Source organism: Clostridium sp. HBUAS56017 (genome assembly GCF_007115085.1).
GTDB lineage: Bacteria > Bacillota > Clostridia > Clostridiales > Clostridiaceae > Clostridium > Clostridium cibarium.
The window spans coordinates 42933-60200 of the sequence record NZ_SULK01000021.1; the positions used below are offsets into that span (position 1 = coordinate 42933).

Annotated in this window: 20 protein-coding genes; 8 read left to right on the top strand and 12 right to left on the bottom strand. The window is 29.1% G+C overall.

What is annotated here, in order from left to right; genetic code table 11:
* The first annotated feature begins 458 nt into the window (after positions 1-458).
* On the top strand, positions 459-902 hold the full coding sequence (locus FAY47_RS21215) for a peptidoglycan-binding domain-containing protein (RefSeq protein ID WP_143317877.1): 444 nt from the start codon (positions 459-461) through the stop codon (positions 900-902).
* A 94-nt stretch (positions 903-996) separates the two neighbouring features.
* Here FAY47_RS21215 and arsB read toward each other — a convergent pair whose 3' ends face one another.
* The 3 genes from arsB to FAY47_RS15880 are packed head-to-tail and all read right to left on the bottom strand — an operon-like array spanning position 997 to position 2809.
* The gene (arsB, locus tag FAY47_RS15870; RefSeq protein WP_143317878.1) at positions 997-2046 is read right to left on the bottom strand and encodes an ACR3 family arsenite efflux transporter; all 1050 of its coding nucleotides are present in this window, start codon (positions 2044-2046) and stop codon (positions 997-999) included.
* A gap of 20 nt (positions 2047-2066) precedes the next feature.
* Positions 2067-2477, bottom strand: a complete 411-nt coding sequence (locus FAY47_RS15875) for an arsenate reductase ArsC (protein WP_143317879.1) — start codon at positions 2475-2477, stop codon at positions 2067-2069.
* Positions 2478-2494: 17 nt separating this feature from the next.
* Entirely contained in the window at positions 2495-2809 is a 315-nt protein-coding gene (locus FAY47_RS15880) for a metalloregulator ArsR/SmtB family transcription factor (protein ID WP_143317880.1), read from the bottom strand.
* 280 nt (positions 2810-3089) lie between these two features.
* On the opposite strand from FAY47_RS15880, the gene FAY47_RS15885 reads away from it, so the two are divergent.
* A complete protein-coding gene (locus tag FAY47_RS15885) occupies positions 3090-3578 on the top strand; it encodes a hypothetical protein (protein WP_143317881.1) in 489 nt (162 codons plus the stop codon).
* Between the two features lie 133 nt (positions 3579-3711).
* On the opposite strand, the gene FAY47_RS15890 is transcribed toward FAY47_RS15885, so the two are convergent.
* The 6 genes from FAY47_RS15890 to FAY47_RS15910 form a co-directional block, all read right to left on the bottom strand.
* Positions 3712-4995 (bottom strand): Ig domain-containing protein, encoded by a 1284-nt coding sequence (locus FAY47_RS15890; RefSeq protein WP_143317882.1) that lies wholly within the window; start codon positions 4993-4995, stop codon positions 3712-3714.
* A 298-nt stretch (positions 4996-5293) separates the two neighbouring features.
* Complete coding sequence (locus FAY47_RS15895) at positions 5294-6373, bottom strand: Ig domain-containing protein (RefSeq protein ID WP_143317883.1); 1080 nt, start codon at positions 6371-6373, stop codon at positions 5294-5296.
* Between the two features lie 166 nt (positions 6374-6539).
* Positions 6540-7457 (bottom strand): GH25 family lysozyme, encoded by a 918-nt coding sequence (locus tag FAY47_RS15900; protein WP_143317884.1) that lies wholly within the window; start codon positions 7455-7457, stop codon positions 6540-6542.
* Positions 7458-7893: 436 nt separating this feature from the next.
* Positions 7894-8403, bottom strand: a complete 510-nt coding sequence (locus tag FAY47_RS15905) for a GNAT family N-acetyltransferase (RefSeq protein WP_143317885.1) — start codon at positions 8401-8403, stop codon at positions 7894-7896.
* Between the two features lie 147 nt (positions 8404-8550).
* On the bottom strand, positions 8551-8712 hold the full coding sequence (locus FAY47_RS20400) for a hypothetical protein (protein WP_185966863.1): 162 nt from the start codon (positions 8710-8712) through the stop codon (positions 8551-8553).
* A 207-nt stretch (positions 8713-8919) separates the two neighbouring features.
* Positions 8920-9330, bottom strand: a complete 411-nt coding sequence (locus FAY47_RS15910) for a hypothetical protein (protein ID WP_143317886.1) — start codon at positions 9328-9330, stop codon at positions 8920-8922.
* A 293-nt stretch (positions 9331-9623) separates the two neighbouring features.
* Between FAY47_RS15910 and FAY47_RS15915 the strand changes: the two genes are divergently transcribed.
* Both FAY47_RS15915 and FAY47_RS15920 read left to right on the top strand, forming a co-directional pair.
* Positions 9624-10670, top strand: a complete 1047-nt coding sequence (locus FAY47_RS15915; protein ID WP_143317887.1) for a galactose ABC transporter substrate-binding protein — start codon at positions 9624-9626, stop codon at positions 10668-10670.
* 144 nt (positions 10671-10814) lie between these two features.
* Entirely contained in the window at positions 10815-11135 is a 321-nt protein-coding gene (locus FAY47_RS15920) for a hypothetical protein (protein ID WP_143317888.1), read from the top strand.
* Between the two features lie 12 nt (positions 11136-11147).
* Here the strand turns inward: FAY47_RS15920 and FAY47_RS15925 are convergent, their stop codons facing one another.
* Positions 11148-11414, bottom strand: a complete 267-nt coding sequence (locus FAY47_RS15925; protein ID WP_143317889.1) for a hypothetical protein — start codon at positions 11412-11414, stop codon at positions 11148-11150.
* Between the two features lie 174 nt (positions 11415-11588).
* On the opposite strand from FAY47_RS15925, the gene FAY47_RS15930 reads away from it, so the two are divergent.
* The 4 genes from FAY47_RS15930 (at position 11589) to FAY47_RS15950 (ending at position 14374) form a co-directional block, all read left to right on the top strand.
* Complete coding sequence (locus FAY47_RS15930; RefSeq protein ID WP_143317890.1) at positions 11589-11939, top strand: hypothetical protein; 351 nt, start codon at positions 11589-11591, stop codon at positions 11937-11939.
* Positions 11940-12095: 156 nt separating this feature from the next.
* Positions 12096-12362 carry a hypothetical protein gene (locus FAY47_RS15935; protein ID WP_143317891.1) on the top strand — a complete coding sequence of 89 codons (267 nt, stop codon included), beginning with the start codon at positions 12096-12098 and terminating at the stop codon, positions 12360-12362.
* 609 nt (positions 12363-12971) lie between these two features.
* The gene (locus FAY47_RS15945; protein ID WP_143317892.1) at positions 12972-13289 is read left to right on the top strand and encodes a hypothetical protein; all 318 of its coding nucleotides are present in this window, start codon (positions 12972-12974) and stop codon (positions 13287-13289) included.
* Between the two features lie 353 nt (positions 13290-13642).
* Positions 13643-14374, top strand: coding sequence for a hypothetical protein (locus tag FAY47_RS15950; RefSeq protein WP_143317893.1), 732 nt, complete (start codon positions 13643-13645; stop codon positions 14372-14374).
* A gap of 189 nt (positions 14375-14563) precedes the next feature.
* Here FAY47_RS15950 and FAY47_RS15955 read toward each other — a convergent pair whose 3' ends face one another.
* Together FAY47_RS15955 and FAY47_RS15960 are read right to left on the bottom strand one after the other, a co-directional pair.
* Positions 14564-15625, bottom strand: a complete 1062-nt coding sequence (locus tag FAY47_RS15955; RefSeq protein WP_143317894.1) for an Ig-like domain-containing protein — start codon at positions 15623-15625, stop codon at positions 14564-14566.
* Between the two features lie 216 nt (positions 15626-15841).
* Positions 15842-16999, bottom strand: a complete 1158-nt coding sequence (locus FAY47_RS15960) for a nucleotide disphospho-sugar-binding domain-containing protein (protein WP_143317895.1) — start codon at positions 16997-16999, stop codon at positions 15842-15844.
* Between the last annotated feature and the right edge of the window lie 269 nt (positions 17000-17268).

Genomic DNA, 17268 nt, shown 5'->3' on the forward strand with positions numbered 1-17268 from the left:
TATTGGTACCTCTGTCAATGCACATACCTTCCATTGCTGTATAACCAGTAACATTATTCAAACTTCCAGTTGCATAATCTGTATACTTGTTGAAGTAACCCGTTTGTTCAAATGCAAATGCCGTAGTAAGAATTAGAAATACAAGTAATGATGTTGTAATTAATAATTTCTTAAACTATCTTTCTTAAAAGTCAAATCTTCTTTGATTAAATTATTTAATTCACTTACTTATCCCACTGTATAAAATATGTATTGATACACCTACCTTTTAAAAAACAATTTTTATATTAAAAGTAATTCTATAAAGCTAATAAAACGCCCTTAAAACTAGGCTGAATTAACTTAAAAGTTTTTTTAATTATTTAGTATAATTTAAAAAACTTAAATTAATTGTTTACATTTTACATATTTTGCAATATAATGAAACTGTAAATTATATAAATAAAGGAGAGGATAAAATGAAAAATCTAAAAATCAAATTATTATCTTTAAGTGTTTTGGGCATTACTCTAATTTCTTCGACACCTATTTGGGCTGCTACTAATAATACTACTATTTCTGCTAATAAAGTACTTGCTACTGCTACTATTAACTATCCAGAGGCAGCATGTGTAGACTTTTATGAATCTTCTGGTATAGTGGAAGTATATGGTACAAATCAATCTAAATATGTAACCTCTTTTTATGCCTACATAGGGGATAACTTCACTAATCAAGGTGCCCCAGTAGTTGGATTACAATTAGCACTAAATCATTATTTGCATAGAAACTTAGCTACTGATGGCTATTTTGGAAGTGCTACACGTTCAGCATTAATAGCATTTCAACAATCTCGTGGTTTAAGTGCTGATGGAATTTGTGGTCCAAGTACATGGAGAGCATTAGCTACAGAAATCCTATAATTTTTAGGGTAAAAAATAAGATTTCGTGTTACCTACACGAAATCTTATTTAACCTTCTATTGCATCTTTTGCCCATTGTATATCTTGATTAATTTTATTTTTGATAAGAAAAATACTTTCTCCCCCAATGAAGTGCTACATTTACCAAGCTTATCATTACTGGCACCTCTATTAATGGTCCAACTACTGCAGCAAAGGCTATCCTTGATTCAATTCCAAATACAGCTACTGCAACAGCTATAGCTAATTCAAAATTATTACTTGCAGCTGTAAATGCTAAGGTTGTAGTTTGATGATAGTTTACCCCTGACTTATAACTTATATAGAAAGATGCAGAAAACATAACTATAAAATAGATTATAAGTGGTACAGCTACCTTTACGACATCTAAAGGAAGTTCTACAATGTATTTTCCTTTAAACATAAACATTACTACAATAGTAAACAATAATGCTATTAAAGCTAATGGACTAATTTTAGGCACAAACTTTTTCACATACCATTCTGTCCCCTTTATAGGTTCTAATAATAGCCTTGTAAGCATTCCAAGCAAAAATGGAATACCAAGATAAATGGCAACTGAAGTTGCTACTTCCCCCATAGAAATATGGACTTCATATCCTGTAAGCCCAAATATAGGTGGTAATACTGTGATAAACAAATATGCAAATACAGAATAAAATACTACTTGAAATATAGAGTTAAAGGCAACTAATGCTGCTGCATACTCACTATCTCCATCTGCTAAACTGTTCCAAAGGATTACCATAGCTATACATCTTGCAAGTCCTATAAGAATAAGTCCTGTCATTAATTCTGAATCAGATCTTAAAAATACAAATGCTAAAATCAACATTAAAATTGGCCCTATAAACCAATTTTGCACTAAAGATAATCCAAGCACTTTAGGATTTTTAAATACCTTGCCAAGCTCCTTATAATTTACTTTTGCAAGTGGTGGATACATCATAACTATAAGGCCTATAGCTATTGGTATTGATGTCGTTCCAATTGCTAATTTTGCAAGGCTCGTTGAAAGTGAAGGTGCTCCCCATCCTAATAATATTCCAAGTGCCATGGCTGCAAATATCCAGAGAGTTAGGTATCTATCTAGAAATGATAGTCTTGATGACTTATTTCCCACAATAATTCCTCCTATTCATTTTATAATTTAATTTCATTGCTCTTAATTCTTTTTGCCAAATCCTTAATTTTTTCTTCTATTTCCTTTGCTGTATTTATAAATTCTTCGCGACTTTTTCCTGTTGGATCATCTAATCCCCAATCTTCTACATGCTTAGCTGGTAAATATGGACATACAACATTACATCCCATCTTTACAACTATATCTACTTCTGGAATATCATCTAAAAGTTTAGACTTTTGTGTTTCATTCATATCCACATTATATAAATCCTTAATTATTCTAACAGCATCTTGATTAATTTGTGGTTTTGTCTCTGTTCCTGCTGAATAGCTTTCAAAAACCTCCGCTCCATAAAGCTTTCCTAATGCCTCTGCCATTTGTGATCTACATGAATTATGAACGCATATAAATGCTACTTTTGTTTTCATACTCTTATCTCTCCTTTTTATATCTCGTGTACTTCTTTGCAAATACAATCATCTGTTTCTGTTATTAAATTCATTAAAAACAAAGTTAACTTATTACAGTTATTAATCTTTAAATGATAATAATTCCAAAGACCTTCTTTTCTAGCTCCTACAAGGTTGCAATCAATTAATACCTTCATATGATGAGAAAGTGTTGGTTGAGTAAACTTAAAATGCTCTAATAAATCACAAGCACACTTTTCTCCACATGATAATATATCAATTATTTTTAGTCTGTTTGGATCAGATAGTGCTTTGATAAGCTTTGCATTTTTTTCATAATCCATATTCATACCACGCCCTCCATATAGACATATATCTATATATAATATAAATCACTTTCTATACATAGTCAATATGCACTACACTGTAAATATTTTTTCTCTCTATATAAACACATGTCTATATATACTATTCAAAAACGAAATTATTATTACATGATATATAATCTATTTACAAACTATTACTTGTACATTCTAAAAACACAATCATATTTATAATTTGTTTTTAATAGTAACAGTTATAACAATAAAATAATATATTAAATAAAAGCACTTATATTAAGAGGACATAATGGAATTCAAGGGATGGGACGGTTTTGAAGATTTATTAAAGGCCTGTGGATATACTGATTCTAATAAAGATAATAGTTCAAAGAAAGACTGTAAGAATAATTCAGCCAATATGGGATGTAACGATATACTTAACGGATTTCAATCCTTAAATCCTGAATTATTTATTGTAATAGGAGAAATACTTGGGAACATAGTTGCTGGAAGTATTCCTTTCAATGTTCAAAACGCCATAGGAAACTGGCTTCAATTAGTTGGTCAAGTAATTGAAACATATAATGCTCAGCAGCAATATTTTCAAGGAGGACCAGGTCGTTATTTTAACCCTATCTATTATAATGTGAATAATCCATTTTGCAGTTCTAATTCTACTAGTTCAACTCAAAATACTAGTTCTAGCGATAATAATAAAAAAATTAAGGCTCTAGAAGATCGTATAAATCAACTAACCGATGAAATAGAAAAATTGAAAAATAAAATAAACAAATAAAATTCAAAAAAGAAAAACGATTTAGATTGCTTAAATCTAAATCGCTTTTTCATAAAAGTCTTTATAAACTCTTTTATTATTTCTACAAACTTATAAAATTCCCATTCTGCTCTAGATTATTCTAGATTAAACTTTATTTTGTTCCATATTCCTTTACATTGAAATATATTATTTTATCAAATTGTATATAATCTTTATCTGATTGACTTGAATCGGATTTTGTTTTGTTATCAAATATATAATATGCTTTTCCTACACCTTCAGATCTTGAATTGTACCAATCCATAAATGCATTAAATTCATTTTCAGATAAATCATATTCTTTTATAGTGTTATATGGTAATACTATTGTTAACTTAATTCTGCTTTCAGTTAAGTTTTCAACTGTTACTAAACAAGATGCTGTAATTCCATTTCCTGTAGTAGCTGTAATAGTAACATTTCCTGCCTTTAATGCAGTTACTTTACCATTAGTATCTACTGTAGCTATTGATGGATCACTTGAAGCCCAAGTTACTCCTGCATTTGATGGAGTAGTTGTTGCTATAATAGTATCAGCTTGTCCTACGTAAATTTTGTCTGAAGTTTTATTTAATTCAATTTTACTTGGTAATTCAGTTACTGTAACTATACATGTTATAGATAAGTTACTTCCATCTTTTGTTGTAGCTGTAATCCCTACTGTTCCTGCATTTAGTGCAGTTACCTTTCCACTAGAATCTACTGTGGCTATTGATGGATCATTTGAAGTCCAATTTACATTTTTATTTGTAACATTATCAGGTGTAACTGTAGCAACTAAATTATCTGCTTGTCCAACTTGTAAATTGTCTGTAGTTTTATTTAATAATATTTTCGATGCAACTATTGGTTTGTCATCAGTATAAGTCACTAACTTTCCATCACTATCTATATCTATAGCATCAAATGCAATATTAAGATTACTTAATGCTAAATTTTTAGTCATTATTTTAACAGTATGATAACCTTTATTTAGGGAAGTATTTTCAAAAACCAATGTCTGATAGACTGGGTTATCATTATGTTCAAAAATTTTACCACAATCTATATTATCAATATATACTTCTGCACATTCACCTGTAGGTTTGTTAGAAGCTATAGAACCTAGAATTCTTATTTTAGTACCATAAAATTTAAACTGAACGCTATCATTGTTAGTCCATGTATAAATTTCTGAAGATCCGCAAGCTCCAGCACCATTATATCTAGACCAAGTACCATTATATATTATCATGTTATTTGTATCATCAATTCTCTGCCATCCTTCTTCTGGCGCTGTTAACTGTTTTCCAACAGTAGCAGCACTCGCAACAATTCCATTTTGAATTGCTCCAATTCCCACAGCAACCAAGAGCATTATAAATATTATTCCTAATTTTTTTAAACAATTTTTCATTCATCATTTCTCCTTTCATTTTACCAATGTTGAAACACATATGATTATTATAATTCCATATATGTCAAATTACAACAAATTATTTATTGTAATTATTTATTTAAAATTAAGACCAATCCTTACAAAATCCCTTCTTAACTCGTATTCTACCAGCATATTCTTAAGAATATTAGAATATTACCATACTTATTCTTTAGAATATTACTTGCTTAAATAAGAAAGCCACAAGTGAGTAGTATATACTCACTTGTGACTTAATAATAGTAACTAAAGCTAATGCTTTTAATGTTTTAAATACTTACTTTACTTTGTATTCTTGTACATTAAAATACTCTATTCTATCATAGGAAATATAATCTTTATTTGATATATTTCCCGCATTTGCTTTATTCTCAAATACATAAAATGCATGCCCTATTCCATTAGCTCTTGAATCATACCAATTTATAAATGCATTTAGCTCATCCTCTGATAAATCATATGTTTTTATAATATTATTGGCCATAGTTATTGTTAGAACTGCCCTATCTTCAGTTGGATTTACAGGAGGTACATCTGCTACTGTAACTGTACACGCCATAGATAAATTACTTCCATCTGTTGTTTTAGCTGTAATACTTACTGTACCTGCCTTTAGTGCAGTTACTTTACCATTAGAATCTACTGTTGCAACTGTTGGATCACTTGAAGTCCAAGTTACATTTTTATTTGTAGCATTATTAGGTGTAACTGTAGCAACTAAATTATCTGTTTGTCCTACTTGTAAGCTATCTGAGGTTTTATTTAATGTCATGTTTGACGCAACTATTGGTTGGTTATCGGAATAAGGTTTTAACTCTCCATCTATATCTATAGCGTCAAATATAAAATCTTTGAGTGTCGCATTAGATGAAACTATCCTTCCAATTGTTGTTATTACTACCCTATGTTCGGCCTTAGTTAAATCTAACTTCTCAAAAAAGATATAACAGCCTCCCCTATTGCTAGAATAGTCACTATAATTTCCACAATCTACACCATCAATATTAACATTAGCACCTGAGCCGCTTAACCACATATAAGTTAATATTCTTAATTTTGTACCATAAAACTCAAATTTAATTGTTTTCCCTATCTGTTGACTAGTGTCGCCAGGTATGTAATTAATATGATAACATTGATTAAATACAGTAGGCTCAGGGACTTTTATTTCTCTAAAACCACTATACAATATCTTTGAATCTGTATCATCATATCTTGTCCACCCATCTTCAGGTTGTAATAACTGTTGTCCAACCGTAGCAGCACTCGCAACAATTCCATTTTGAATTACTCCAATTCCCACAGCAACCAAGAACATTATAAATATCATTCCTAATTTTTTCAAATAACTTTTCATTCATCATTTCTCCTTTCATTTTACCAGTCTGAGAACATATACATTATTATTATAATTCCATATATGTCAAAATACAACAAACCACCCAATATAAAGGCCTTTATATGCAAATATTGATAATTTATTTCATGAAAATTGATGATAGTTTTGATATAAATTTATCACATTATAATCCCAGCAATGCACGCCAAGTATTTTTACCAACTACTCCATCAGCCTCTAATCCTTTAGAATTTTGAAATTCCATAACTGCATTTTTAGTACCTTCTCCAAAAATCCCATCTTCAACAAGATTATATCCAAACCTATTTAAAAATTTTTGAAGACATTTTGTAATTTCTCCTCTAGCCCCTTCTCTAATTAGAGGACAATGATTTAATGTTTCATTCCCTGGGATACCATCTTCAGCAACTGGTCCGAACCCTTGCTCATTTATCAGTTGTTGAAGCTTTAATACTATGTCATGAATTTCTGAAGTTGGTTGTGGCGATGGTACATAACTTCCATCCATGAAAATTCCTTCGTAGAAGTTATCCATATCTACATTGCCACGGATACCTGAAACTTTTCCACTTTCTGAATATTGATGTCCCACCAATGGGAAACCAGTTTCCATTGGAGAATCAACTCCATAATGTGCTATCCATCCACCATAACATTTTATTCTACTGTCTAAATTATCTCTACCGAAATATCCCCCTGTGTATATAATAATGTCTTGCCCACTTAATTCTTTAAATCTGTTAATAAACGCTAAACACCTGTCTGTTATTTCAGTTGCCGAACGTCCATAATTGTTGACCTCTATGTCTAAACATGGCTTAACATCATAAGTTTTTCCTTTAATTGCATTATAAAAATCTTCTGCCTGCTCACTAGGATCTGTTTTTTCACTCATAAAATGATAAAACCCTATATGTGGTATAATTCCATTAGCTCCATTGTAATTTTGCTCTAATAAATTATCTACAAAATCCACTCCTTCTGTTGCTTTTATTATTACAACCTCAACTCCACTATTTTTTACTGATTCAAAATCAATTGTTCCATTATGACTAGATACGTCAATTCCTTTAATTTTCATGTTACTCACCTTTCCTTCCATTTAACTTAACTTGTTCTTTAAATTCTAATTTAACGCTTTAATTTCACATGTAACCACCTGCCTTTCAACTAATAAAACAAAAAAAGCAACTAATTTGACAACCATTTTCTGATTAATAAATCAAAATCATAAAGATGCTGTTACTAAATTAGTCACTTCTATTTATGTTATATATATCTATGAAGCAAAATACAGAAATAAAAAAAGTAGTGAGTAAGATTTAATTCTTACTCACTACCTCGGTATACTTTATACCAACCATCTACAGAAATATGTTATGACAAAAACAAACCTTATTAAAGTTTCTTTTAAATACTTCTATTTCTTCTTGTAATACTCACCGCTCTTAGCTAAGTGTATTCCTAGTAATGTGGCAAATACTAAGCTTAAGCCTGACCATATAGCTAAATCATGCCTATAACTTAATCCAATACCTTTGGGTTAACTTCCCATTGTTTAGAATTTCATTTTCCAATATCCCACCGCAAGATTTTATAGTCTTTGCAGAAGCAATATTTTCAGCATCACATGTAACCAAAATTTTATTCATTTCTAATTTTTTACATTCTCCAAGTGCCATTTTCAGCATTTTCTTAGCATAACCTTTTCTTCGCTGATTTTTTGTCACACTGTAGCCAATGTGCCCTCCATAATTATATAAATACTCATTTAATGAATGTCTAATATTTATAATACCAATTAATTTATTATCTTCTTCATTCACAGCCAAGAACACACTTCCAGTCACTTCAGTATGTTTTGTACTCTCTTTTTCATTATCCAATACAAATTTCATCCATTCTTCATATATATCATACTCCTGCAAATATGATGTACCAGCTAAATCATCACCATTCTCCATAAATTCTTTTTTATAATCTAAAACCTGCTGCTTATATTCTATAGACGGCCTTAATAATCTCATAACTTTCCCCCTATTTTATTTATAGTAATAATTTTTTTCTTCGATACTATCTCCAAACAACCTCTAGGAAAATTATACCACAGAACTTTTATATCTATAAAATCAAAGACCAGGATTATCTCCTAGCCTTTTTAATATTATATCTATTTACTTAATCTTTTGAAATTCATCTTCATATTTCTTAGCTTCATCTGGCGTAGCCTTGTGGTCAATTCTTAATATTGTACTTCCTTTATCAAAATTAATTTTTGATGTATATTGATTAGGCCTAACAATTAAATTGTTTTTTTCATTTTCCCACTCTCCCAAATACTATATAGCATGATATTACACTTAATGTAACGAATTTGAAAATATTAATATATTCTGTAATATACGCCAATAAAAAGTACTGCATATTATTTTTGTATAATATACGGTACTATATTAAAAAGAACCCTATTTCTAAACTACTCTCTGTCAACTTGACATCAGCAGTTCATTTCTAGAGTTCTTTAATTTAATTATTTTATTGCTCTACTCAGTAAAATACTCAACTCTTATATTTGTACTCCTGACGCTTTCATCATATTCTATCTTAAAACGCCATGTTCCAGTATGACTCCAGTTATAAATTTGAGTTTCTCCATTTCTAGCATACCGAGCTGGTTCAGCTCCTGAATCATTCCATGAATTATTACTTGAATCATACTGCTGTAATGTAATTTTCATCCTATTCCCATTATAAAACGGTGATGCATTTACCTCTATTGATATACCTTGTCCTCTCATACTAAATTGATTAGTATAAATAATTCCTGCACTACCAAATGATTGAGTGAATGATTTCCATGTACCTGCATAACTTGTTGTAGATGGTATTTGTGAAATAATAAATACACATATTATCATTAATGGTAACATGAATTTCTTTTTTATTGAACTCACAAGCTTTTCCTCCTTTCCGAATATTATTACTTAAGAACATTATTTTAATAAATAAAATTTATGTTCTTATAACAATACTTCTACACTCGCAGAAAAATACCTCCTTTATTTTACATTTATTCAATTTTTATCATCAAGAATGATTTCAAAATAAATTATCGAATAATACGATATCTTTTACACAAAATATATCCAAAGAAAGATTGTATGATGAAGAATTGAATCTTTTCTCCTTATTTTTATTTAAAAAATATGTTAATAAACTTATCAAACTAGAAAGCGAGGAATAAAAATTGAGAATACTAAAAAGAACATTCTCCCTTTTAATATGTATATTAGTTACATTTTCTACCTTATCTCAACATAAAATTAGAAACATCAATGCTAAAGCAAATGAATTAAGACAAACACCTGTAATTGTTGATGTAGTATTATATAACTTTCAAGATGCATTTATTTCTTTAGTCAAACAAAGCTTAGAAAATATTGAAAAACAAAATGAAGGAAAAGTTAACTTTAGATTTTATGATAGTAAAGGAAATCAAGCAATACAAGATGAAATCATAAGCACACTAGTTAATGATAATGCAGATTTTTTATTAGTAAATTTAGTAGATACAAGATCAACTAAAGATATTACTAGAGTTTTTGAACAACGTAAAATACCTATTATTTTCTTTAATCGAGAACCAGCAGACATAGATACTATTAAATTCTATGGTAAATCCTACTACGTCGGAACAAATGCAATAGAAGCAGGTACTATACAAGCACAAGTACTTATTAATATGTGGAACAATAATAGAAAAGCACTAGATACTAATAACGATGGCATATTACAGTACATTATATTACGAGGTCAACAAAACAATATTGAAGCTGAGGAAAGAACAAAATCCGTCATTTCTACCATTGAAAAAGCTGGAATAAAGACCTCTGAGCTTGCCCAAAGTATAGCTAATTGGGATAGAATGTTGGCTAGAGATAACATTAGCTCCTTATTTCTTAGATATGATAACAAAATTGAAGCTATAATAGCAAATAATGATGAGATGGCCATAGGTGCCATAGAAGCGCTGCAAAAATATGGCTATAATTTAGGAAACCCTAAAAAAACAATTGTCGTTACTGGAATAGATGCAACACCTGAAGCACAAGAGTTAATTAAGAAGGGATTCATGGCTGGATCAGTTTTGCAAGATCCTTCCGAAATGGCCAAAGCTATTTATACAATAGGATTAAATGTATTTCAAGGTAATGACCCTCTTTCTGATACGCAATATAAATTTGATGATACTGGAATAGCAGTTCGCATACCATATAGAGAATACCTAAGCTAAGTAAATAGATATACTAATTAAAATACAAACAAGGAACTTCATAAAAGGAGTTCCTTGTAATAAATATTACTACATTAAATCACAACGAAATATGGAATAATATGATATGCATTACACAAAATATTAGTGAAAGGTGGTTATATAATGAAAAAACTTATTCTAAAATTTTTGATTTTATTAATCTTATCATTTAACCTAATAGGTGCAGCTATTCCGATTACATCAAATGTATTTAAAGAAGGCATTTACAACTTGAGTGATTTTGAGGCTATTTTGAAAGATAAAATTTATAAAGTTCAAAATGTATCTACAGATAAAAGCTCTTATATAATTATTTTTGATAGTAACTTAAAAACACTTCAATCTATAATGCTAGACCCACACTCTATAAAATATGACGTAACTCCATTAAAATCTAGCTACAAAATAGTAATAGCTGGTGATGGTGAAGTATATTTTTCATAAAATCAAAATGATTTATAATACTTTATATTGCACTTTGCTTGCTATTATAACTATAATTAATAAAGCAATATTACATTTAATTAAAATACTATTTACTATTTTATATTTATCCCACTCTATCTTATCCTTTATTGCTACATATTTTTTCAAAGGGTACCATTCTGCCACCTTAAATGTTAATGCTCCATACTTATCTGGCTCACTTTCAAATTCCCCATATACCCTAAAATAATGATATTTCATATAATCATTATACCTATAATTCGCTATGTTTATCACAAGAACTCTTACTTTTCATATTTTATAATTATACAAAAGTAGAAAAATTACTCCTATACAGTTTGCCTAACTTTCCCACAATAAACCAAACTTTTTCTTAATATACCCTCCCATTACTAATTACTACTCTCATTGAATTTATTTACATAATATCAATTATAATGTATACTGGATTTGAATTACAAAAGAAATGGAGGAAAAATTATGACTAAAAGAATATCTGTTTTTGTCATTGCATTATTACTATGTGTTGGGCTAAGTACTGCATTCAGCACCATTGATGCGCATGCAGCCAACTCTGGATTTGTATCTTCTCGTTACATTAAATTAGACAACCCTTATGATAGAGGAACATATTTAAGTGCTAGAGTAGTTCTTCAGAATGACGCTGATTATAGCTATTTAAATGTAAGAGATGATTATTCCATGTCTGCAAATGTTATTGCTAAGCTTCATAATAATGCACATGTGACAGTTATGTTTGAACCTGGTCGTCATCCTGGTTGGTATCATATACTCTATTAAAAACTATTTTAAACTATAGTTGTCTAGAATATGAAAATCAGTATATATTCTGATTTTCATATTTATTTTATTGCATTTATATTATAGCATCGTTAATGGTTTGGTACAGACTATTGGTTTCATGCTATGAATTAGCTCTTTGTTAGCAAAAAAGAGATGGATACAATTAGAAAAATTATATTTTTAACAATAATTATTATATCTTTTATTGAAGATATAAAGGTTCATAAGAAATCTGATGAAGGAATTACTAGTTGGATATATAATATAACAATCATTAATAATAATGATGAAAAACATTCATTAACTCTTGGAATGGTAGCTTATTTTGACACTACATCTTATATAATAGATAAAAATGTTATAGATGAATTTCAAAGTTTATACAATAGTCTTGATTATAATGAAATAAATCCTTTCTAAGTTTTAGTCATAAAGTTTCGTGCTAACTGCTATACCATCACCTATGGGAAGTATATTACTATAAAGACGCTTATCTGCAAAAACTTTTCTAACATTGGAGAATATAATGATTTATCTGAGTCCTAGAAGATTATATCGAAGGCCCATCAAACTTGTTAATCACTTCATAATTAATATTTTTTACTTAGCCCAACCAGCACTTATTTTAAACTTATCAAAAAAATGTTTGTAACCCCTCAACCATTTAATTTAATTTTTGGCATTTACATCATTACATTTCATGCTAGTATGTCGAATTTAAAAGAACGCAAATTCAATCTCTTGGATAATGCGAGCAAATCATTTTACTACTCCTAAAAACAATCCACTGAAAGGAATATACAATAAACATGTAATTTTTCAAAAAACTCATATTTTATTATTATGTAACTTTTTTACAAATATTATATTATATGGAGTATTTTTAAGCATTTTAAATATATTTCCCATTGTTTACGATTAAATTATATTTTGTCAAATTTGTAAATTTAATCCTAACGATGTAATATTTTTTATGTAAAGTTATTATATCGATATAGTACTAATTACAAATTAAGGAGGAATAATAATATGAATAAAAAATTATTAAGTTTAGTAATAGCAGGAGTTATTGCAGTAACTTCGTTACCAGCAGTAAGTGCATCAGCTGCAGAAGTTAGTCAATCTAACACTAATATAAGCACAATCTCAAGATCAAGGTATAGCACTGTTAAACCAGGAACTAAAGCATATACTGAAAAATCTCCAGCAGGTTATGTAGGCTATTTTCCAGCAGGTGCTCGTGTTAAAGTATATTTTGTACGCAATGGTTGGGCTAGAGTTTTTGGTACATTAGATAATGGTGAAGAAGGAGTATATTATATATCGGCTTATCAGTTATATGATTAATTCAATAATCGATTATCTTCAAGATGATATATTAATATATTTTTAATCAAGAAGAAAAATACAAATTCAAAAATATTTGTATTTTTCTTTTTTTAATTTTTCTTGATATATGTATTGTTATATTTCATACTCATTACATCTTGTCTTTAAATGATTATGCTAATGAGAAATAATTAAAACTGGTAATCCAGCCTTAAAAAAAGGTAGTAACTTCTGATGAATATATGAAAAAAATAATTTCTTTTATTTAGTAAAAATAAACTTATCAATTATATTTTCTAACTTCACCTAGAGTACCTTAAAGATTATCTTAAACATATATTATAATACATTTAAAAAAGGAGCACTATAATATGTTTTTTACACAACAACTTGTTGCAATTCCAATAATATTTAATCCTCACATATTATACAATAAGGAAGCACTATCTCATAAGCATAGAACATGTGAAACTCAAGAAAAAACTATAGAACAAGTTTATACAAACGAAAGACAAAAAATACCTTCTCCTAGGGAAATGTCTTTACAAAATTTCGAAAATTCTCCTACTCCAAGTGAAATACCCTACCTTAATGGAATTTGGTATGGATATAATCCTAACATAAAACGACATGATTTTTGTGAGATTATCCAGGAAAAAGACACAAATAATCTAACTTTTATTAATGAAGTCAAAGATAGATCAAAAGGAAGTTTCTTAAATAAAGATACTGTCATAGCTACTGAGTGGGATGAACTTATAGGTCATATACGTGGAAATGCAATATATTGGGACAACAATACTTGGTGGGTCAGACAACTAAATGGTAATCTACCTTGCATATTTGGCAATTATTGTGGTCTTGGTTGTAGTGGTCCTGGAACTCCCATCAATCCTGTAGATTGGTGTTGTAAATTCCATGATGACTGCTATACAGAGTATAATACTTCTTACCCCTTTCCAACATGTGATCAAGAATTAGTTAAATGCTTAAAGCCACTGGAGGGATCTTTTCCACTATTAGCCCCTATTATTTTATCACCATTTTCATATGCAATTGATATGGTTCCAACAACTATATTAAAATATCCTCCTTGGAATTAGATAATTATTTTGCTATTAAATTTCTCTATAATTAATGTTTAAAAAATTGCAAACCTTAACTCATAAAAGGATTGAGTCCTGTACAATACAGGATTCAATCCCAAAGAGCTGCTTAATTAGACTGTCTAAAATTTAGAGTGCAGTTCAAATTCTTACCCACTAACTTCTTATTAGTTAAACTTTAAACTCCTAATTAGCTTTATATTCTTGCACATTAAAATATTCTATTTTATCATAAATAATATAATCTTTATTTGTTATCTTCCCTCCGATAGGCTTATTCTCAAGTATATAATACGCCTCGGCCGTTCCCTTAGATCTTGAATCATACCAATTTAAAAATGCATTTAATTCATCCTTTGATAAATCATAAGTTTTTATAACATTATTGGACATATTTATAGTTAAGACTGCTCTATCTGCCATTGGTTTATTTGGATTGGTAGTGCTTGTATCTGTTACTGTAACAACACAAGTAGCAGATAAATTGCTTCCATCTGTAGTTGTTGCCATAATGTTTGCTGTTCCTGCTTTTTTAGCAATTACTTTACCATTGTAATCTACTGTTGCTACTGATGTATCACTTGAAATCCACTTTACATTTTTATTTGTTGCATTGTTTGGTGTAATTGTAGGAACTAAATTATCTGCTTGTCCTACTTGTAAACTACTTGTAGTTTTATTTAGTGATATCCCTGATACAACTATCAGTTTGTCATTATTATACGGTTTTAACTCTCCTGTAGAATCTATATCTATTGCATCAAGGCACAAAAATGTTGAATTATTAGTAATTTCTACTGTATGGATGCTATTATTTAAATTATTTTTCTCATATACTAATGTTTGAAGTTGCTCATTTTTTGCCTTGTATTCGCTAAATGTTTGTTTGACTCCATCAATAGATATGTTTATTGAATTTGAGCAGGCAGAATTACAAATAGATATAATCCTTAATTTTGTCCCTTGAAATTTAAATTGTATTTTAGAATTTGGATCCTTATAGCAATCCCCCTCACTCTCTGTAGCATTATAGAAACTTGGCATATCAGGATAATGAACCCACCAGTTTCCTACATATTGTATTATACTATCCCTATCATCATATCTACGCCAACCATTTTCTGGTTGTAATAACTGTTGCCCAACAGTAGCTGCACTCACAACAGTTCCCCTTTGAATTAATTGAATTCCTATTATAGCAAATAATATTAAAAATATTATGCTAAACTTTTTAATATAATTTTTCATTTATGTTTCCCCTTATTTATAAATTACAAACGCGTTCAATTATTATTATAAACATTAAAACACAAAATTCCAATAAAATCCATATATAATTTATTTAAAATGGCATACCATTTTTTAATACTAAAATATTGCATATTCTTTTTATTCAAAAATACGGTATTGTAATTCATTATTTATATTACTTCTAATACAATCTTATATTAAGAAACTTCTTAGCTAAATTAAATTTTCAATAGCTTCAACTGCCTTCGCAGTTCCTCCAAGACTTAACAATATTTCTCCCGCTTTCTTAGAATTATTTCTATATACAGGATTTTCATTAAAATTATTAACTATTTTTTTTATTGTTTCATAATTAAAATCACTTACTTCTAACATGGCTCCCGCTTGTAATTTAACTATCGAAGATGCATTATACTTCCTTTCAAATACATTACCTGGACATATGATTTGGGGGACTCCATATATTAAACTTGTCATAATACTATTTTGACCTCCATGATTTATATACACTACTGCTTCTGGCAATAACTCATTAAAATCAAATCTTTTATTGACATTTATGTTATTTTTCTTATATGGCTCCACCTGCTCTGTAGCAATATAAACTTGATAAGAAGAACTTTCAAATGCCTTAGTTAATTCTTTTATTAATATCATTGGAGAAATCGTCCCATTCCCCATATATGCTACTATTTTGTTTTTTTCTCCCTTTGTTTGTATTAGTTTGGGTGAAGAAAGAGGTCCAACAAAGACTATGCTTTCTCCGTCTATTGGCTCTATCTCGTAAGAACTCGGAACAATCTTTAGATCAGCCCAGTCAAATATATCTAAAACAGATTCCACTTTATTCAAATTATTCTCAGTTAAATATTTATTTACCCCTTTACTATACTCAGGATTAGATGCAAAACTTTTTTGAACTGGTAAGCTATATCCTGTAGCCACCTTTATTTTTTCTAACTTAGCTGCAACAATAGCTGCTATTCTAAATTCTGAATAAATCACATCGGGCTTAAATTCTTGTATTGATTTTCTTATACAAGATACATCATTTGCAAAATATTTTCTATTAATTGCTCCTACCAAGTGTAAAACTTCTTCAAAGCTATTAATCTGTTTTCTTTCCTGTAATCCAACTAATTGTGATATTCTAAATATATTATTACCAATAAATTTAGGCACTCCTAATAAGGAAGGAATAGGGGAATAATAATTTTTTACGTTTTCTATACTATGATAATTTATATCTTCGGGTGCGCATAATGCTACTTTATGACCTCTCTTAATAAATTCGTTAGCTAATAATACTGTTCTTGAAAAAGGTCCTTTTGTTTCTGTCATCGCTGACATTGGTGCAAGTAAAACTCTCATAATATTCACTCCTATATATTTTTTGCTATATTAGTCATATGCATATTATACTATTCCTGGTAAATACCACTTTATTCAATTTTCAAAGATTAATTTTTAATATTGTATATAAAACTTATAGTTAACGAATCTAACTAATCAGAATATAGAACAATGTAGGATTTAAAAATTTCATAACAAAATTAAAAAACACGTTTTATTCATAATAAGTAATTTATGTAAAATACAAGAATAAAAGGAAATATAAGAGATATTGCGAATAAGTATCT

Coding starts and splice junctions, on each gene's coding strand:
- FAY47_RS21215 (WP_143317877.1), top strand. CDS start 459: ATGAAAAATCTAAAAATCAAATTATTATCTTTAAGTGTTTTGGGCATT.
- FAY47_RS15920 (WP_143317888.1), top strand. CDS start 10,815: ATGAAAAAACTTATTCTAAAATTTTTGATTTTATTAATCTTATCATTT.
- FAY47_RS15900 (WP_143317884.1), bottom strand. CDS start 7,457: ATGAAAATTAAAGGAATTGACGTATCTAGTCATAATGGAACAATTGAT.
- FAY47_RS15955 (WP_143317894.1), bottom strand. CDS start 15,625: ATGAAAAATTATATTAAAAAGTTTAGCATAATATTTTTAATATTATTT.
- FAY47_RS15950 (WP_143317893.1), top strand. CDS start 13,643: ATGTTTTTTACACAACAACTTGTTGCAATTCCAATAATATTTAATCCT.
- FAY47_RS15880 (WP_143317880.1), bottom strand. CDS start 2,809: ATGAATATGGATTATGAAAAAAATGCAAAGCTTATCAAAGCACTATCT.
- FAY47_RS15935 (WP_143317891.1), top strand. CDS start 12,096: ATGGATACAATTAGAAAAATTATATTTTTAACAATAATTATTATATCT.
- FAY47_RS15905 (WP_143317885.1), bottom strand. CDS start 8,403: ATGAGATTATTAAGGCCGTCTATAGAATATAAGCAGCAGGTTTTAGAT.
- FAY47_RS15895 (WP_143317883.1), bottom strand. CDS start 6,373: ATGAAAAGTTATTTGAAAAAATTAGGAATGATATTTATAATGTTCTTG.
- FAY47_RS15945 (WP_143317892.1), top strand. CDS start 12,972: ATGAATAAAAAATTATTAAGTTTAGTAATAGCAGGAGTTATTGCAGTA.
- FAY47_RS15885 (WP_143317881.1), top strand. CDS start 3,090: ATGGAATTCAAGGGATGGGACGGTTTTGAAGATTTATTAAAGGCCTGT.
- FAY47_RS15960 (WP_143317895.1), bottom strand. CDS start 16,999: ATGAGAGTTTTACTTGCACCAATGTCAGCGATGACAGAAACAAAAGGA.
- FAY47_RS15890 (WP_143317882.1), bottom strand. CDS start 4,995: ATGAAAAATTGTTTAAAAAAATTAGGAATAATATTTATAATGCTCTTG.
- FAY47_RS15875 (WP_143317879.1), bottom strand. CDS start 2,477: ATGAAAACAAAAGTAGCATTTATATGCGTTCATAATTCATGTAGATCA.